The sequence below is a fragment of the Neobacillus jeddahensis genome, from assembly GCF_000612625.1.
Taxonomy (GTDB): Bacteria; Bacillota; Bacilli; order Bacillales; family Cytobacillaceae; genus Neobacillus; species Neobacillus jeddahensis.
In genome coordinates, this window is sequence record NZ_CCAS010000082.1 from 1 (window position 1) to 16,191 (window position 16,191).

At 41.6% G+C, this 16,191-nt stretch carries 16 protein-coding genes, 1 tRNA gene, 1 rRNA gene, 1 other RNA gene and 1 other annotated feature; of the genes, 14 read left to right on the top strand and 5 right to left on the bottom strand.

Annotated features, from left to right (window positions below; all coding sequences use genetic code 11):
* Positions 1 to 19: 19 nt before the first annotated feature.
* Positions 20 to 136 (top strand): 5S ribosomal RNA (gene rrf, locus TY15_RS21205).
* Positions 137 to 221: 85 nt separating this feature from the next.
* Here rrf and TY15_RS21210 read toward each other — a convergent pair.
* Entirely contained in the window at positions 222 to 1,163 is a 942-nt protein-coding gene (locus TY15_RS21210) for a YaaC family protein (protein WP_081799487.1), read from the bottom strand.
* A 106-nt stretch (positions 1,164 to 1,269) separates the two neighbouring features.
* Here TY15_RS21210 and guaB point away from each other — a divergent pair, with 106 nt between their 5' ends.
* The 6 genes from guaB (at position 1,270) to TY15_RS21240 (ending at position 7,916) form a co-directional block, all read left to right on the top strand.
* On the top strand, positions 1,270 to 2,739 hold the full coding sequence (guaB, locus tag TY15_RS21215) for an IMP dehydrogenase (protein WP_040206638.1): 1,470 nt from the start codon (positions 1,270 to 1,272) through the stop codon (positions 2,737 to 2,739).
* Positions 2,740 to 3,027: 288 nt separating this feature from the next.
* Positions 3,028 to 4,335 (top strand): serine hydrolase, encoded by a 1,308-nt coding sequence (locus TY15_RS21220; RefSeq protein WP_042375495.1) that lies wholly within the window; start codon positions 3,028 to 3,030, stop codon positions 4,333 to 4,335.
* A 198-nt stretch (positions 4,336 to 4,533) separates the two neighbouring features.
* Positions 4,534 to 5,415 (top strand): pyridoxal 5'-phosphate synthase lyase subunit PdxS, encoded by an 882-nt coding sequence (gene pdxS, locus TY15_RS21225; RefSeq protein ID WP_040206636.1) that lies wholly within the window; start codon positions 4,534 to 4,536, stop codon positions 5,413 to 5,415.
* A 78-nt stretch (positions 5,416 to 5,493) separates the two neighbouring features.
* On the top strand, positions 5,494 to 6,084 hold the full coding sequence (gene pdxT / locus TY15_RS21230) for a pyridoxal 5'-phosphate synthase glutaminase subunit PdxT (protein WP_040206634.1): 591 nt from the start codon (positions 5,494 to 5,496) through the stop codon (positions 6,082 to 6,084).
* Between the two features lie 54 nt (positions 6,085 to 6,138).
* Positions 6,139 to 6,363: a binding site (T-box leader), on the top strand.
* Positions 6,364 to 6,442: 79 nt separating this feature from the next.
* Positions 6,443 to 7,723 (top strand): serine--tRNA ligase, encoded by a 1,281-nt coding sequence (gene serS, locus TY15_RS21235; RefSeq protein WP_040206632.1) that lies wholly within the window; start codon positions 6,443 to 6,445, stop codon positions 7,721 to 7,723.
* A 100-nt stretch (positions 7,724 to 7,823) separates the two neighbouring features.
* Positions 7,824 to 7,916, top strand: a tRNA-Ser gene (locus TY15_RS21240).
* Positions 7,917 to 8,020: 104 nt separating this feature from the next.
* Here the strand turns inward: TY15_RS21240 and TY15_RS21245 are convergent.
* From TY15_RS21245 to TY15_RS21260, 4 genes are all read right to left on the bottom strand, one after another.
* Entirely contained in the window at positions 8,021 to 8,722 is a 702-nt protein-coding gene (locus tag TY15_RS21245; protein ID WP_198138248.1) for a deoxynucleoside kinase, read from the bottom strand.
* Between the two features lie 8 nt (positions 8,723 to 8,730).
* On the bottom strand, positions 8,731 to 9,381 hold the full coding sequence (locus TY15_RS21250; RefSeq protein WP_040206628.1) for a deoxynucleoside kinase: 651 nt from the start codon (positions 9,379 to 9,381) through the stop codon (positions 8,731 to 8,733).
* Positions 9,382 to 9,671: 290 nt separating this feature from the next.
* Positions 9,672 to 10,958 (bottom strand): glycoside hydrolase family 18 protein, encoded by a 1,287-nt coding sequence (locus tag TY15_RS21255; RefSeq protein ID WP_040206627.1) that lies wholly within the window; start codon positions 10,956 to 10,958, stop codon positions 9,672 to 9,674.
* 36 nt (positions 10,959 to 10,994) lie between these two features.
* A complete protein-coding gene (locus TY15_RS21260; RefSeq protein ID WP_042375492.1) occupies positions 10,995 to 11,570 on the bottom strand; it encodes a cysteine hydrolase family protein in 576 nt (191 codons plus the stop codon).
* Positions 11,571 to 11,688: 118 nt separating this feature from the next.
* On the opposite strand from TY15_RS21260, the gene tadA reads away from it, so the two are divergent.
* The 7 genes from tadA to TY15_RS21290 all read left to right on the top strand — a co-directional run bounded on the left by tadA (position 11,689) and on the right by TY15_RS21290 (position 16,162).
* Positions 11,689 to 12,204, top strand: a complete 516-nt coding sequence (gene tadA / locus TY15_RS21265; RefSeq protein WP_040206624.1) for a tRNA adenosine(34) deaminase TadA — start codon at positions 11,689 to 11,691, stop codon at positions 12,202 to 12,204.
* Positions 12,205 to 12,295: 91 nt separating this feature from the next.
* An RNA gene (gene ffs / locus TY15_RS23855) (signal recognition particle sRNA large type) lies at positions 12,296 to 12,560 on the top strand.
* Between the two features lie 138 nt (positions 12,561 to 12,698).
* Positions 12,699 to 14,387: a DNA polymerase III subunit gamma/tau gene (gene dnaX / locus TY15_RS21270; RefSeq protein WP_040206622.1), complete on the top strand. Its 1,689-nt coding sequence runs from the start codon at positions 12,699 to 12,701 to the stop codon at positions 14,385 to 14,387.
* A 129-nt stretch (positions 14,388 to 14,516) separates the two neighbouring features.
* Complete coding sequence (locus TY15_RS21275) at positions 14,517 to 14,837, top strand: YbaB/EbfC family nucleoid-associated protein (protein ID WP_096911874.1); 321 nt, start codon at positions 14,517 to 14,519, stop codon at positions 14,835 to 14,837.
* A gap of 99 nt (positions 14,838 to 14,936) precedes the next feature.
* Complete coding sequence (recR, locus tag TY15_RS21280) at positions 14,937 to 15,533, top strand: recombination mediator RecR (protein WP_040206620.1); 597 nt, start codon at positions 14,937 to 14,939, stop codon at positions 15,531 to 15,533.
* Positions 15,534 to 15,590: 57 nt separating this feature from the next.
* Complete coding sequence (locus TY15_RS21285) at positions 15,591 to 15,809, top strand: YaaL family protein (protein WP_040206619.1); 219 nt, start codon at positions 15,591 to 15,593, stop codon at positions 15,807 to 15,809.
* A gap of 89 nt (positions 15,810 to 15,898) precedes the next feature.
* Positions 15,899 to 16,162 carry a pro-sigmaK processing inhibitor BofA family protein gene (locus TY15_RS21290; protein ID WP_040206617.1) on the top strand — a complete coding sequence of 88 codons (264 nt, stop codon included), beginning with the start codon at positions 15,899 to 15,901 and terminating at the stop codon, positions 16,160 to 16,162.
* Positions 16,163 to 16,191 lie beyond the last annotated feature (29 nt).

The following is a 16,191-nucleotide window of genomic DNA, read 5'->3' on the forward strand; positions in this document are numbered from 1 at the left end:
TGAACTCTCAAGTAAATAGTCTGGTAATTATGGCGAGAAGGTCACACCCGTTCCCATACCGAACACGGAAGTTAAGCTTCTCAGCGCCGATGGTAGTTGGGGCATGCGCCCCTGTGAGAGTAGGACATTGCCAGGCAACTAAAAGGACAGCCCGAAAGGGTTGTCCTTTTTATATTCAAATAAAGGATAAGCTGTTGATACATAGACTCGAAAGTCCTAATTTATCGCATTAAAAATTGGTAGATCAAAAAGGGTCCCTTTTGTAGCGTGATGTTTAGGAAGGAGTGAATGAACGGATAATCTCGATTAGGCATCATTTTTGTTAACTCGCTCCACCATTCTGTCTCATAACGGGCAATCATACTTAGGTTATACAATAATAAGTAATGAGCAAGCAGCTCTGGGAAATTAAAAAAGTCCCCCTTGTTTAGTGGTACTTGATAGGATTGATCACCTAAGTGATAGGTTAGAGGCGAGATGCCATGTAAATGCTTTTCATTCATTAGAAAAGAAAGCCCTTCATTAGAAAAGTCCACTTCATTTTTACACTTCGAGGCAAAAAACTCCTTAAATCGTCCTTCTGTCATATGAAAGTGATCCAATATAGTTTCAGGTATGGAAAGTTGTTCACCCTGCTTTTGTAAGGGGATAAATGTTTTTTTCCCTTCGAGTAAAAAGAATAATTCATTCAGTTCAGGTATAAGCTGTAGTAATTCCTCCATAATGACTTTTTCCCCTTCCAATTGTTTCATGTGGAACATCTTTTTGGACATAAAGGGGAAAAGTCCGTTTTTTTGAATTTTTACTTCATCCTGGAAAAACAAGTAATTTTGTTTTTTTCTTTTTCTTGTTGAAACACCATGGGCCAAAACAGCCGTCGTCTCCGGATAAGAGGGATCGACTGTTAATATACAAGCTTTAATTAAATGGACAAGTCCATAAAACAGTAAAATCGGTTTCAAGATTAAGGGAGAGGTATTTGCCTGCTCATAATAAATTTTTCCATGTTCGAGATAATAGAGAAAGGCGTAACAATTTTCGTAGCTCTTTTGTTCAGGCTGATCGATATTTCCCTTTTGATAACAACTTTTTAAGTAGCGTTGGCAATACTCTGCCGAAAAAAAACAAGAGAAGTTATTCCAATCTTTATATTGAATATCCAAGTGGCTCACCTTTTTCAGAAGAATCTGTTTAATGTTTATTCCTTGACAGTATTTTGTCCAATTGATAACCTACAAATAATATTTTTTGACCTGGAGGCTGCTAAAAATGTGGGAAAGTAAATTTTTAAAAGAAGGTTTAACGTTTGATGATGTCCTTTTAATTCCGGGGAAATCAGAGGTACTGCCAAGAGATGTAAGTCTACAAGTTGAATTATCACCTGCTGTTAAGCTTAATATTCCAATTATTAGTGCTGGCATGGACACAGTGACAGAATCAGAAATGGCTATTTCAATGGCCAGGCAAGGTGGCCTAGGTATCATCCACAAGAATATGACAATTGAGCAGCAAGCAGAACAGGTGGAGAAGGTGAAGCGCTCTGAAAGTGGCGTTATCACGGATCCATTCTTCCTAACTCCAGAGCACCAGGTTTTTGATGCGGAGCATTTGATGGGTAAATATCGCATCTCTGGGGTGCCGATTGTGAATAACATGGAAGATCAAAAGCTAGTTGGCATTATCACGAATCGGGATCTTCGGTTCATACAAGATCAAGATTACTCTTTTAAGATTTCTGATGTTATGACAAAGGAAAAGCTTGTCACAGCTCCAGTGGGAACAACCTTAAAAGAGGCTGAACAAATTCTTCAAAAGTATAAAATTGAAAAACTTCCGCTTGTCAATGAGCAAGGCGTTTTGAAGGGCTTAATAACTATTAAAGATATTGAAAAAGTGATTGAATTTCCAAACTCCGCTAAGGATAAACAAGGCCGTTTGTTAGCTGGTGCCGCAGTAGGGGTAACAAGTGATACGATGATGCGGGTTGAAGCACTTGTTGCAGCTAACGTGGATGTAATCGTCCTTGATACGGCTCATGGCCATTCAAAAGGTGTCCTTGATATGGTGAGGGAAATTAGAAGGGCCTATCCACAGCTAACAATTATTGCCGGAAATGTAGCAACTGCTGAGGCAACAAAGGACTTGATTGAGGCAGGGGCAGACGTGGTGAAGGTTGGTATTGGACCAGGATCCATTTGTACGACAAGGGTGGTTGCAGGAGTAGGCGTGCCACAAATCACAGCTGTTTATGACTGTGCGACAGAGGCGATGAAGCATGGAAAGACAATCATTGCAGACGGCGGTATTAAATACTCTGGCGATATCGTAAAAGCCCTAGCAGCGGGTGGACATGCGGTTATGCTTGGCAGCCTATTAGCTGGAGTTTCAGAAAGCCCTGGTGAGACGGAGATTTTCCAAGGTCGTCGTTTTAAGGTATACCGAGGCATGGGTTCAGTAGCAGCCATGGAAAAGGGATCTAAGGACCGCTATTTCCAAGAAGATAATAAAAAATTCGTGCCAGAAGGCATTGAAGGCCGGATCCCATATAAGGGACCATTATCAGAAACCGTTTATCAGCTTCTTGGTGGCCTGAGGGCTGGCATGGGATACTGTGGAACAAAGGATCTTACTGACTTACGAATGAAGGCACAGTTTATTAAGATGACTGGTGCTGGTTTAAGAGAAAGTCATCCACACGATGTCCAAATAACAAAAGAAGCACCAAATTATTCTTTATAGGATTCCTGAAACAGAGAAGCGACTGCTTCTCTGTTTTTTATAGGTAGGATGAATGGTTATATGCCCAATCATAATGGCTGGAAGTGATAAAAATGGTCTGTTTTTGTGTAAAAAGTCCTAGTGAGTGGGAGTTTGTTTCAAAATTAGCCATAAGATGGTTCAATGCTCCGCCTATGATTTGCCAGGCAGTTATGTTAAAATAACCAAAGTGTAATAATTCCTTGGAGGGCATATAAAGTGAACAATCGTTTTTATCAGAAATGGGTAGCCAGTGCGCTGGTATTGATCATGTTTTTTAGCCTTTTTGCTGGCGTGGATAAAGCCCATGCAGAAGCGGCATTAAATGTGAATGCAGATGGAGCTATATTAGTCGATGGAGAAACAGGTAAGGTTTTATACGAAAAGAATGCTGACAGTGTACTAGGCATCGCGAGTATGACGAAAATGATGACAGAATATATCTTATTAGATTCTGTTGAAAAGGGAAAAGTGAAATGGGATCAAGAATATTCAGTAAGTGATCTTGTTTATAAAATTTCCCAAAATCGTGATCTATCAAACGTTCCATTGCGAGCTGATGGTAAATATAAGGTACGCGAGCTATATGAAGCAATGGCCATATATTCTGCAAACGCGGCAACGATAGCCATTGCAGAAATTATTGGTGGGTCAGAAACAAACTTTGTAAAAATGATGAATGATAAAGCTGAAGAATTGGGCTTAAAGGATTATAAATTTGTTAACTCTACTGGATTAAATAATCAAGATTATCAAGGCGAACAACCGCAAGGAACTGGTGCTGATGATGAAAACGTTATGTCATCACGGGCCGTAGCGAAATTAGCCTTTCATTTAATCAATGATTTTCCTGAAGTTTTAAAAACAGCAAGTACGGCCAAGAAAAAGTTTAGAGAAGGCACAGATGACGAAATCCAAATGGATAACTGGAACTGGATGCTCCCATCTTTAACTTATGGTTACGAAGGAATGGACGGGCTTAAAACAGGAACTACGGACTTTGCAGGTTATTGTTTTACTGGTACAGCCAGCCGTGATGGAAAAAGGTTTATCACAGTCGTACAAAATGCTGTAGATGGCACTGGCAATGGCGGATATAAGGCCCGCTTTGATGAAACAAGAAAAATGATGGATTACGCCTTCAGTAATTATACGAATAAACAGCTAGTTCCAAAGCACTATCAAGTGCAGGGACATAAAACGATTCCTGTTATTAAAGGAAAAGAGGACCAAGTTAAGATTTATACGAAATCAGCGATTAAGATGACTGTTCAAAATGGTGAAGAGAAAAACTTTACTCCAGTCCTTGTCCTAGATAAAAAGAAAGTCGATAAAGATGGCAAGCTTACAGCCCCTATTAAAAAGGGCGAAAAGGTTGGTTATTTAACGATAAAACCGAAAAATGGTGAAAAGGTAAGCTTTTTAACAGATGAAGGTCAGAAGAAGGTACAAGTGGATGTTATTGCGGCACAGGGTGTTGAAAAAGCAAACTGGTTCGTGTTAATGATGCAAGGCATTGGCCACTTCTTCGGCGATGTTTGGCATGGTATTTCCTCCACAGTTAAGGGTTGGTTCTAAGGTGAAAGGGTAGTTGATGAAAATGGAGTAAATCTAATTTTTACCAACTAGCAATTTATAAAATGGAAGGATTCTTGTCTTGACAGGAATCCTTTTTTGTTGCTTTAATAATTCTATGGTAAAATAATTCCGATGTGTTAAATGGGAATTTTCCTAGAAAAATTTTCTTAATATTAAAACAAAGGGGGATTTTAACAAATGAAAACAGGTACTGAGCTCGTAAAACGTGGCATGGCTGAAATGCAAAAGGGTGGCGTCATCATGGATGTCGTTAACGCTGAACAAGCAAGAATTGCGGAGGAAGCTGGTGCGGTAGCCGTAATGGCATTAGAGCGCGTTCCTTCAGATATTCGCGCAGCTGGCGGGGTGGCAAGAATGGCTGACCCTAGAATTGTTGAAGAGGTACTGCAGGCTGTTTCAATCCCTGTTATGGCTAAAGCAAGAATTGGTCATATTGTGGAGGCACGTGTGCTTGAGGCTATGGGTGTCGACTATATTGATGAAAGTGAAGTTTTAACTCCAGCAGATGAAGAGTACCATTTAAATAAAAAAGAATATACGGTACCGTTTGTATGTGGCTGTCGCGACCTTGGCGAGGCTGCACGCCGTATCGGTGAAGGGGCTTCAATGCTTCGTACAAAGGGTGAGCCGGGCACTGGAAATATCGTTGAAGCAGTTCGTCATATTCGTAAGGTAAATGCTCAGGTGCGTAAGGTTGTCGGCATGCAAGAAGATGAATTGATGACGGAAGCTAAACTATTAGGTGCACCTTATGAGTTATTGCTTGAAATTAAGCGTCTTGGCCGCTTACCAGTGGTAAATTTCGCAGCTGGCGGCGTGGCAACCCCTGCTGATGCTGCCTTGATGATGCAATTAGGTGCAGATGGCGTATTCGTAGGTTCTGGTATTTTTAAATCAGAAAACCCTGCAAAGTTTGCTAGAGCAATTGTTGAAGCAACTACACATTTCCAAGATTATAAATTAATCGCTGAACTTTCAAAGGATCTTGGAACACCAATGAAGGGGATCGAGATTTCATCGCTGGCACCTCAAGATCGTATGCAAGAAAGAGGATGGTAAAAAGAAAAGCTCCAGCGCCTTGATCAGGCGCTGGAGCTGGACAGAAATCCAAGTTCACAGTAAAAAAGAGGTGATTTAATGAGTAAAATAGGTGTACTCGCTTTGCAAGGCGCTGTCCGCGAACATATGAGGTCTTTAGAGGAATGTGGCGTTGAAGCGGTCGCTGTTAAAAGGAAAGAGGAGCTCACTGATCTAGATGGCCTCATTCTTCCTGGCGGCGAGAGCACCGCAATGCGTCGCTTAATTGACAAATATGACTTTATGGACGCGTTAAAGGCATTTGCTGCAGAAGGGAAACCAATGTTTGGTACTTGTGCAGGACTGATCTTGTTAGCGAAGGAACTCGTAGGCTATGATGTGTCACATATTGGCGTGATGGATATTAAGGTGGAACGCAACTCTTTCGGTCGTCAAGTCGATAGCTTCGAGGCTGACCTCACGATTAAGGATGTTGCTGAGAGCTTTCCTGCAGTCTTTATCCGTGCCCCACACATCGTCGAGGCTGGTGAGAATGTAGAAATTTTGTCCAAGCATAATGGCCGCATCGTCGCCGCACGGGAGGGGCAATATCTAGGCTGTTCTTTTCATCCAGAACTAATAGATAACCACCGCCTTACAGCGTACTTCGTGGAAATGGTGAAGGAAGCAGAAGCAAAACAATTTGTTTAATTCGGTTGCATTTGGTTAATAATTATAGTAAATTATTAAGAAAATCATCATATTATTAAAGCAATGAGAGGAACTAGTACCAAGAAGATCACTCTTAAAGAGAGTCGGTGGTTGGTGGAAACCGATGTGTGATGCTTGTGAATCCCTCCTCGAGTAAGGTATGGAACGCCTCGTAATGGAGGTAAGTAAGTACTTTCGGTGAAACCGTTACATTTTTTAGAGGTGGATAGCACAGTGCTGTCAACCAGGGTGGTATCGCGAGCAACTCTCGTCCCTGTTTTTAGGGGCGGGAGTTTTTTATTTTTACGAGAAAGCGCTAGATCGTTTCAAAGTTATTTTTTATAAAGGAGTGCTAAACATGCTAGATAGTAAAGTATTACGAGCTAATTTTGCAGAAGTAAAAGAAAAGCTGACACATCGTGGTGAGGATTTGTCTGCGTTAGGACAATTTGAGGATCTTGATCAGAAAAGACGGGAACTAATTGTCGAAACAGAAAAATTAAAAAGCCGCCGCAATGAAGTCTCTCAACAAGTAGCGGCCTTAAAGCGTGAGAAGCAGGATGCTGATCATTTAATAACTGAAATGCGTGAAGTCGGGGATCGCATTAAGACCCTCGATGATGAACTACGCGATGTTGAAGAGGTATTAGATCAGCTATTATTAAGTATTCCGAACATCCCACATGAAAGTGTACCAATTGGGGAAACGGAGGAAGATAATGTTGAAATTAGAAAATGGGGTCAAGTGCGTGAGTTTGGATTTGAAGCACAGCCGCATTGGGACATTGCGACTGATCTAGGCATCCTTGACTTTGAACGTGCCGGTAAAGTGACCGGAAGCCGCTTTGTCTTTTATAAGGGGCTTGGGGCGCGTTTAGAACGGGCATTGATTAGCTTCATGCTAGACCTTCATGTGGAAGAGCATGGCTATACAGAAATCATGCCGCCTTATTTAGTTAACCGCACAAGCATGACGGGTACGGGACAGTTACCAAAGTTTGAAGAGGATGCTTTCTTAATTGGCAATGAGGATTATTTTCTTATTCCGACAGCTGAGGTGCCGGTAACGAACTACCATCGCGATGAAATATTAAGTGGAACTGAGCTGCCAATTCGTTTTGCGGCCTACAGCGCGTGCTTCCGTTCAGAAGCAGGATCTGCTGGACGTGATACAAGGGGATTGATTCGTCAGCACCAATTCAATAAGGTGGAGCTTGTTAAATTTGTGAAGCCGGAAGATTCTTATGAGGAATTGGAAAAACTTACGCATGACGCGGAGCGCGTTCTACAATTATTGGAGTTACCATACCGTGTCCTAAGCATGTGTACGGGCGATCTAGGCTTCACGGCTGCGAAGAAGTATGATCTTGAAGTGTGGATTCCAAGCTATGGGACATATCGTGAGATTTCTTCTTGCAGTAATTTCGAGGCATTTCAAGCACGACGGGCCAATATTCGTTTCCGCCGCGATCCTAAGGCGAAGCCAGAGCATGTTCATACATTAAACGGATCTGGCCTTGCGATTGGCCGTACGGTCGCTGCAATCTTAGAAAATTACCAGCAAGAAGATGGCAGTGTCATCATTCCGACAGCATTACGTCCATATATGGGCAACCGCGAAGTCATCAAGCCACTGTAAAAAGCATAAAAAATCCGGGCAGAAAAATTCTGTCCGGAAATCTTTTATAAAATTGGTTGACAGGGGTTATAATATATGATAAATTATCTTTTGTCGATACGGAGGAATACCCAAGTTTGGCTGAAGGGATCGGTCTTGAAAACCGACAGGCGGGTAACACCGCGCGGGGGTTCGAATCCCTCTTCCTCCTCCATAAAAAATTACAATCGCGCATAAAAACTGGAGATAAAGGTTCGTTACAATTTGTAACGGACCTTTTTTTTATGCTTTTTTTCACAATAAAAAAACACATTGGATTTAACCAATGTGCGCTCTTTCTATTTTTAAGATTTCCGTTAATTTTTCTTCTACTTCACGGCAAACGCGTAAGGAATCAGCGTTACTTTTTACAACATCCGTCGTATCCATATCGATAATCAATACTTCGCTTGCATCGTATTGATTCAGTACCCACTCATCATAGCCCTTCCAAACTTCAAAGTAATATTCCTTTAGTTCAGGGTTGATTTCAAAGCTGCGTCCACGGGCCATAATCCGGTCGATCACGGTATCAAATGATCCTTTTAAGTAAACCATTAAATCCGGAGCCTTTTTTGGAAGTTCTTTTAGTTCTTCCATCATATTATCGACAAGCTCTTCATAAATTTTGAATTCCAATTCCGAAATCCGACCTAAGTTTTTATTCACATAGGCAAAGTACCAATCCTCATAAATGGAGCGATCTTGAATCGTATAAACAGGTTCGCGCCAGTTCACAGATTCTTTAACTGTCTTAAAGCGTTTATTTAAGAAAAATAATTGTAAAAGGAAAGGAATTCTTCGTGCATCCAATTCTTCCGGTGTCAGTTCATAATAAAGGGGGAGAATCGGATTGTCATCCACCGCTTCATAAAAAACCTTACTCTCGATGCCTCTATTTTTAAAGTGTGCATTCAATGTGTCAGCGACACTTGTTTTTCCAAGACCAATCATACCACCAATAACGATACTCACTAACATCCCCCGTTCTATAATATGTTGTTAGACCAGCTGCTTTCCTTTAAGGAAGTCGCTAATTTTTGAAAAATATAATGTAAATCCTGTTCGTTTTTGACAAAATCCAACTCATCACCGCTAAAGCGAAGAACTGGGATCTCTGGATGTTCCTTTTCAAAGATCGCTATGGTATTTTCATAGTCAATTGATAATTGCTCTAAATAGAGGGGACTCATATTTTTCTCTATTTCGCGTCCTCTTATTTTAATCCGTTTCAACAATGTATCTAAGCTTGCATTTAAATAAATAATGACATTTGGCTTCGGCATATCTTCTGTTAGGATTTGATAAATCTTCAAGTACTTTTGGTACTCTTCTCTACTTAAAGAACGCTCGGCAAAAATCAAATTCTTTAAAATATGATAATCAGCCACAACGGATTGATTTTGGCTTAAGTAATGGGTATTGATGTCCCCTAATTGCTTAAAGCGATTGCAGAGAAAAAACATTTCTGTTTGGAAACTCCACTCCTCTATATTTTCATAGAATTTCCCTAAAAAAGGATTTTCATCAACAATCTCTTTTAATAAAGCAAAATTAAACTGATCTGAAATGGCTTTTGCGAGAGATGTTTTTCCAACACCAATCGGCCCTTCAACGGTAATAAAGGGTGTAACCCCCATTGCAAGTCCTCCTTCTCCAACTGCCTGCACTTTCTATGATTAACCAGGATGAACTGGATCCTTTATGTTAACTGGATATTGTATATTGTCCATTTCAGCGTCAATGGGTTATAACCTTCATCCAAGGGACTGCCTTTTCTGGACACAAAGAATATTTTATCATAATCTGTCGTAGGTTTGGACATGGAAAATTTAGAAGTGATTTGTTTTATGTCAAATATATGAAAAAACTGCCGAATAACGGCAGTTTTTGTTGAGAAAATAATTTTAGTCTTTGAAAAAGAGCCTTCCTACGTCCCTCTTTTTGTAACGTTGAAATTATCGACGATTAACAGCCAGTTTTGAGGGAATGACAATCCCAGCTTCCAATAACTCATCCCTCTTATATTTAGTTCCTTGATTAGGTCAAACTTGGCTTGGATCGAGCGGGCATCTTCGAACCAGACCTCATGCTGTTTGCCCTCCGTACTATAACGGAAAAAGGGAGCTTGCGACTTTGTATCGTATTGGATGGCAACTTGATGTGTCACGGCAAGCTGAATGGCCTGCTGTGGACTCACTGCTTTTGCCACAGTTCCTTGGACAAAGGGAAGAGTCCAATCATAGCCATAAAGATTTTGCCCCATTAAGATTTTATTGGCAGGCATCTCGGTAATGGCATATTCCAATACCTTTCTAACTGAATCGATTGGGGAAACGGCCATAGCAGGACCGCCGCTATACCCCCATTCATACGTCATGATAACAACAAAATCAACGATTTCTCCATGCGCTCGATAATCATGACCTTCATACCATTTCCCTTGTTGGGTGGCACTGGTCTTTGGGGCCAGTGCCGTCGACATCAACCAGCCCTCATTGGAAAAACGTTGCTTAGCCTTCCGTAAAAAGCGATTGTAGGCCTCGCGGTCAGCGGGACGTAAATATTCAAAATCAAAGTGGATGTCTTGGAAGTCGTATTTTTTGGCAGTGGTAACGATCGTATCGAGAAATTTATCTTGAATAGCGATATCATTCAACAGGATTCGCCCAAGTTCATCGCTAAATTGATCATTCTCTTGATTGGTAATCACCATCATGAGGACATTCCGATTGGCTCTCGCAATGGCAGGGAAGTTATTAAGTAATGGCTCCTTTAACGTGCCATCACGAAGGGCTTGAAAGCTAAATGGGGCCAAATAGGTAAGATAGGGTGCGGCCTCGCGGGCACTATTTTCTAAGACAGGGGCCACAGTCGTGCCGCGCGGTTCGACGTACGCGTTAAATTCAGCGTCCCGTTTAGGGCGCCCGGGTACATAGAGACGAAAGCCTATATTAAGGGGTTGATTGACATTGAGACGATTGATCTTCGCAAGTTCTTGATAGGTGATGCCAAACCTTCTTGCAATTGTGAATAAAGAATCGCCGGCTTGCACGAAATAAAACTGGCCAATAATTGGAATCACTATTGATTGTCCTATAACCAGGTTATTTGGATTAGGCAGTTCATTCGCTTCTACGATGTCTTGAACAGTTGAATGATATGTTCGAGCAATAGTAGTTAATGAATCACCACTTTTTACTACATGAATTTGCATCATGAAACCCTCCCAACAAACTACGCTACCATCATTTTATGTGGGCGGGAGTGGATAAATGATATAATGTTGATAAATTTCATGATGACTAGGGGCAACCTTGGCCTTCAGCACATTTTCCATCATTGTTAGGGCGTACTTTTGATCCTGGTCGTCCACTGAGGCAATACAATCATTTGGAGCCAAGAGCGCGTATTCGCGCATATAAGCATCGTTTGCGGTAAATAACACACAGATATTGCCGGCAATTCCAGTGAGAATCAGCGTATTCACCTGTAGTTGATGGAGCAGTGTCTGTAAGGCTGTACCATAAAAAGCAGAATGCTTTGGCTTTATTAAAAAATAATCCTGTTCATCAGGCAGGAGTATATCAAAAATAGGCTGACTATAGTCATTTCTGCAGAGGTCGATGATTTTATGAAAGTCAGCCTGCCATAAATTATAATGATCATTTATAAAAATGACGGGAAGTTTCTGTTTGTTAAATTGTGCTTTTAACTCCTTAATATGCCCCGCAATACTTTGTGCTTTTTTGGCAAGAATGGGACCATGTGAGAAATCAAAGTTATTAATCATGTCGATAATCAGTAATGCAGGATGATGTGTCGTCATTAGCGTCGCTCCTTCTTGTCTATTTTGGAATGACAGAACGGTTTTTATCCTGCGTTTTCATAATAGGACTGGGTCATGCTTAGTAAAATTAGCTGTTTTTTAAGGTGGGTATTTCAAGATGTTTGAAGAAAATCAAGATGAATATTATATGAAAGAAGCGATCAAGGAGGCAAAAAAGGCGGAAGCACTGAATGAGGTACCGATTGGAGCGGTGCTCGTTATCGGTGATAAAATCATATCCCGGGCACACAATTTACGGGAAAGTGATCAAAATGCCCTTGCTCATGCTGAACTGCTTGCCATTGATCAAGCTTGTCGGGAGATAGGCTCGTGGCGTCTGGAGGACTCTATCCTTTATGTCACACTTGAACCGTGTCCCATGTGTTCGGGCGCCATTATTTTATCCAGAGTGAAGCGAGTCGTCTACGGAGCCGGTGATCCTAAAGGAGGCTGTGCCGGGACACTTATGAATTTATTGGCAGACCCACGCTTCAATCATCAAAGTGAAGTAACGAAAGGGGTATTGGAAGAGGAATGCAGCCAATTGCTCTCCGACTTTTTTCGAAAGCTTAGAGAGAGAAAGAAACGGGAAAAACAAGAAAAGAAAAAGTCGACACTTTGTGATTTACAATAATTTACAGTTGATAAAGATTGCTTTTTTTCGCGAATGGTTGTATATTTAAAAGGCGTCAGATACGACGCACTAAACTTTGTTATCAATTTTGCCGTGCTAGGTGGGGAGGTAGCGGTGCCCTGTACCCGCAATCCGCTCTAGCGGGACTGAATCCCTTCCCGAGGCTAACGACCTGTAGGGTCTGCCTTAAGTAAGTAGTGTTGACGCCCGGGTCCTGCGCAATGGGAATCCATGAACCATGTCAGGTCCGGAAGGAAGCAGCATTAAGTGGACGCTCCCATGTGCCGCAGGGTTGCCTGGGCCGAGCTAACTGCTTAAGTAACGCTTATGGGCGTTAGTCGACGGAAGGTGCACGGCAGTTACATATGCTTATAATAAACTTATCTCAGACTTGGGATGAGTTTTTTTGTGCATTCAAATAGATTCATTTTGTAAAAAGCAAAATGGTTAAGGTATAATAATAAGGATGAAAACTTTGAAGGGGGCGATGTCAGTTGGCATATCAGGCTTTATATCGTGTTTGGCGTCCGCAGGCGTTTATTGATGTAGTAGGACAAGAACATGTGACCACGACATTGCAAAACGCCCTGCTTCAACAAAAGATCTCACATGCCTATCTCTTTTCCGGTCCACGAGGAACAGGAAAAACAAGTGCGGCGAAAATTTTAGCAAAGGCGATCAATTGTGAGCGTGCACCCGTTTCAGAACCGTGCAATGAGTGTGCGGCATGCCGGGGAATTACAAATGGGACTATTCCAGATGTGTTAGAATTTGACGCAGCCTCTAACTCTCGCGTAGAAGAAATGAGAGATGTATTGGAGAAGGTCAAATTTGCTCCAACTGCCGTAAACTATAAGGTCTACATTATTGATGAAGTGCATATGCTTTCAATTAGTGCGTTTAATGCTTTGTTAAAAACGTTAGAGGAACCGCCGAAGCATGTTATTTTCATTTTAGCGACGACAGAACCTCATAAAATTCCGCTTACGATTATCTCTAGGTGTCAACGCTTCGATTTCAGGCGGATTACTGCAAATTCCATTGTAAAGCGGATGAAGCTGATTGTTGATGAAACCGGTGTAAATTGTGATGATACGGCGCTGCAGATGATTGCTCGTGCAGCAGAAGGTGGGATGCGTGATGCGTTAAGCCTATTAGATCAGGCTATTTCGTATAGTCAGGATCGTGTAACGCTTGAAGATGCGCTAACCGTCACAGGTTCTGTATCACAAGGATTTCTCAATAAATTAGCAAACGCCTTTCAAGAGGGTGACGTTGCAAGCGGGTTAGAGGCACTGGATGAGCTATTATTCCATGGAAAAGATCCGGCTCGATTCATTGAGGATTTGATTTTATTTTATCGAGATATGCTTCTCTATAAAACAGCACCAAATCTAGAGGAATCGCTTGAAAGAGTCATGCTTGACGATGAATTTCGCCAGATGGCGGAAAGCATCCCCACAGGACAGATCTACCAGCTGATTGAATTGTTGAATAAGACACAGCAGGAAATGCGCTGGACAAACCATCCGCGGATTTTTCTAGAGGTGGCCATTGTTAAGCTTTGTCAAATGGAAGTGAAGCAGCCGGAACAGATAGGATCGGGGCAGGTTGACCAATTACTATCAAGGATAGAGCAACTTGAAGCAGAATTACAGCACTTAAAAGCAAATGGCATAGTCCCAGCAGCACAAGAAGGGGCGGCGCAGCCGCAAAAGCCAGCCCAAAGATCGTCAAAGAGAGCTTTTCAGCCAGCAGTTGGGAAAATTAACGAAGTGTTAAAGCAGGCGACAAAGACGGATTTGAATTTGATTAAGGCAAATTGGGGCGAAATGCTTTCAAGCCTGATGAAATCACAGGCAGCCTTGTTAAATGATGCTGAGCCGATTGCCGCTTCAGCAACTGCTTTTATCATAAAATTTAAGCATGAAATGATTTGTCAAATGGCAATGAATCGATCTGATTTTCTTGAAGCAGTCAGCGCAGCCTTATTAAAATTAACAGGCAAACGGTTCTTGCTCCTAGGTGTTCCTGAAGACCAGTGGCTGCCGATTCGTGAAAGCTTCTTAAATAGTCATCATGATGAAGACGGAGAGCATAGCGAAGAACCGAAAGAAGAAGAACCACATATTGTTGAAGCAAAGAAGTTGTTTGGATCTGAATTTGTTGAAATTGTTGACTAATAAGAAAAGCGGAAGGCGCCCGCTTATTGGCTTGTGACCTCGAGCCGATGGCTTCTTGAGCTGGACAATTCTTAAAGTCGAAACATATAAATTCTGATACTATAAAAAATTATTTGGAGGTAAGATGGAATGATGCGTGGTGGAATGGGAAATATGCAAAATATGATGAAACAAATGCAAAAAATGCAAAAGCAAATGGCTGAGGCCCAAGAGGAACTAGGCGAAAAGAAAATTGAAGGTACTTCTGGCGGCGGAATGGTGACTGTGGTTGTAACAGGTCATAAAGAAGTGGTAGATGTACAAATTAAACCTGAGGCAGTTGACCCAGATGATGTGGAAATGTTGCAGGATCTTGTACTTGCCGCTGTCAATGATGCCCTCAAAAAAGCAGAAGAATTAACAAACAACACAATGGGGCAATTTACTAAAGGAATGAATTTGCCGTTTTAAATTAACTTGATCATGAAAATGTCTAGCTGGGGTGCCTAGTGACTCGAGGTTCATACCTTGGTGTCAGGCACCTCTGCTTTTCTAAAGGGGAAAAAATACATGCATTATCCTGAACCAATATCTAAGCTGATTGATAGCTTTATGAAGCTGCCTGGTATCGGACCGAAAACGGCTGCACGTCTAGCTTTTTATGTTCTAAGTATGAAGGAAGATACTGTCCTCGATTTTGCAAAAGCACTTGTGAACGCTAAGCGTAATCTTACTTATTGTTCGGTTTGCGGCCATATTACGGATCAAGATCCATGCTATATTTGTGAGGATCAGCGTAGAGACAAGACGATCATTTGTGTTGTTCAAGACCCGAAGGACGTGATCGCAATGGAAAAAATGAAGGATTTCAATGGTTTGTACCATGTACTGCACGGGGCAATCTCTCCTATGGATGGGATTGGACCTGAAGATATCAATATTCCCGATTTGTTGAAGCGCCTCCAGGATGAAACAGTTCAGGAAGTGATTCTTGCGACCAACCCTAATATTGAAGGCGAAGCGACTGCTATGTATATTTCACGCTTGCTCAAGCCTTCAGGCATTAAAACAACAAGAATTGCCCATGGGCTTCCTGTTGGTGGGGATCTAGAATACGCCGACGAGGTTACATTATCAAAGGCGCTAGAAGGTAGACGGGAATTATAATGAAGGTAACGAATGATGTAGGGGATTTTGAAGACGAGCGGATCGGAGGACACAATCATGTTTTTTCAGCGTAAAGGCCGGCTCCGAAAAGAGTATGATGAAAAGCTGTTAATGCAGTTAAATCGCTATAAAGTTCACTGGCAACAAGAAAAACTGCTTTTGGAGAAAAGCTTCGATCCTTCCGAGGAAGTTATTTGCCAAGCAAAAATAGCAGAAGTAAAATATATCTTTCTGCTAAGTGAAGCAAAGTCGCGCAATGTTTCCTTATTAAGATAAGAGCCAAGCTATTCCAGTTCGATAGGTCTATTCTTACCAACTTGTACATATGTTGTGTGTAAGGAGACTATAGGAGGGGGATAGCTTTTTTGGAACCAATTGTTGTTATTTCTATTTTAGGTGGACTAGTCCTTTTATTATTATTTTCAGGAGCACCGTTTAAACCAGCGCGATTTATTGGTCAGGCAGCGATTAAGTTTATTATTGGCGCCCTGTTTTTATTTTTTTTGAATGTAGCTGGGAATAAATATGGAATACACGTGCCAATCAACTTTGCGACATCAGCTGTGTCAGGTTTTCTTGGTATCCCCGGTTTATTTGCATTAGTAGCCATACAACAATGGGTAATCTAGCAGTACAAAAGCCGCTGAGAAACAGCGGC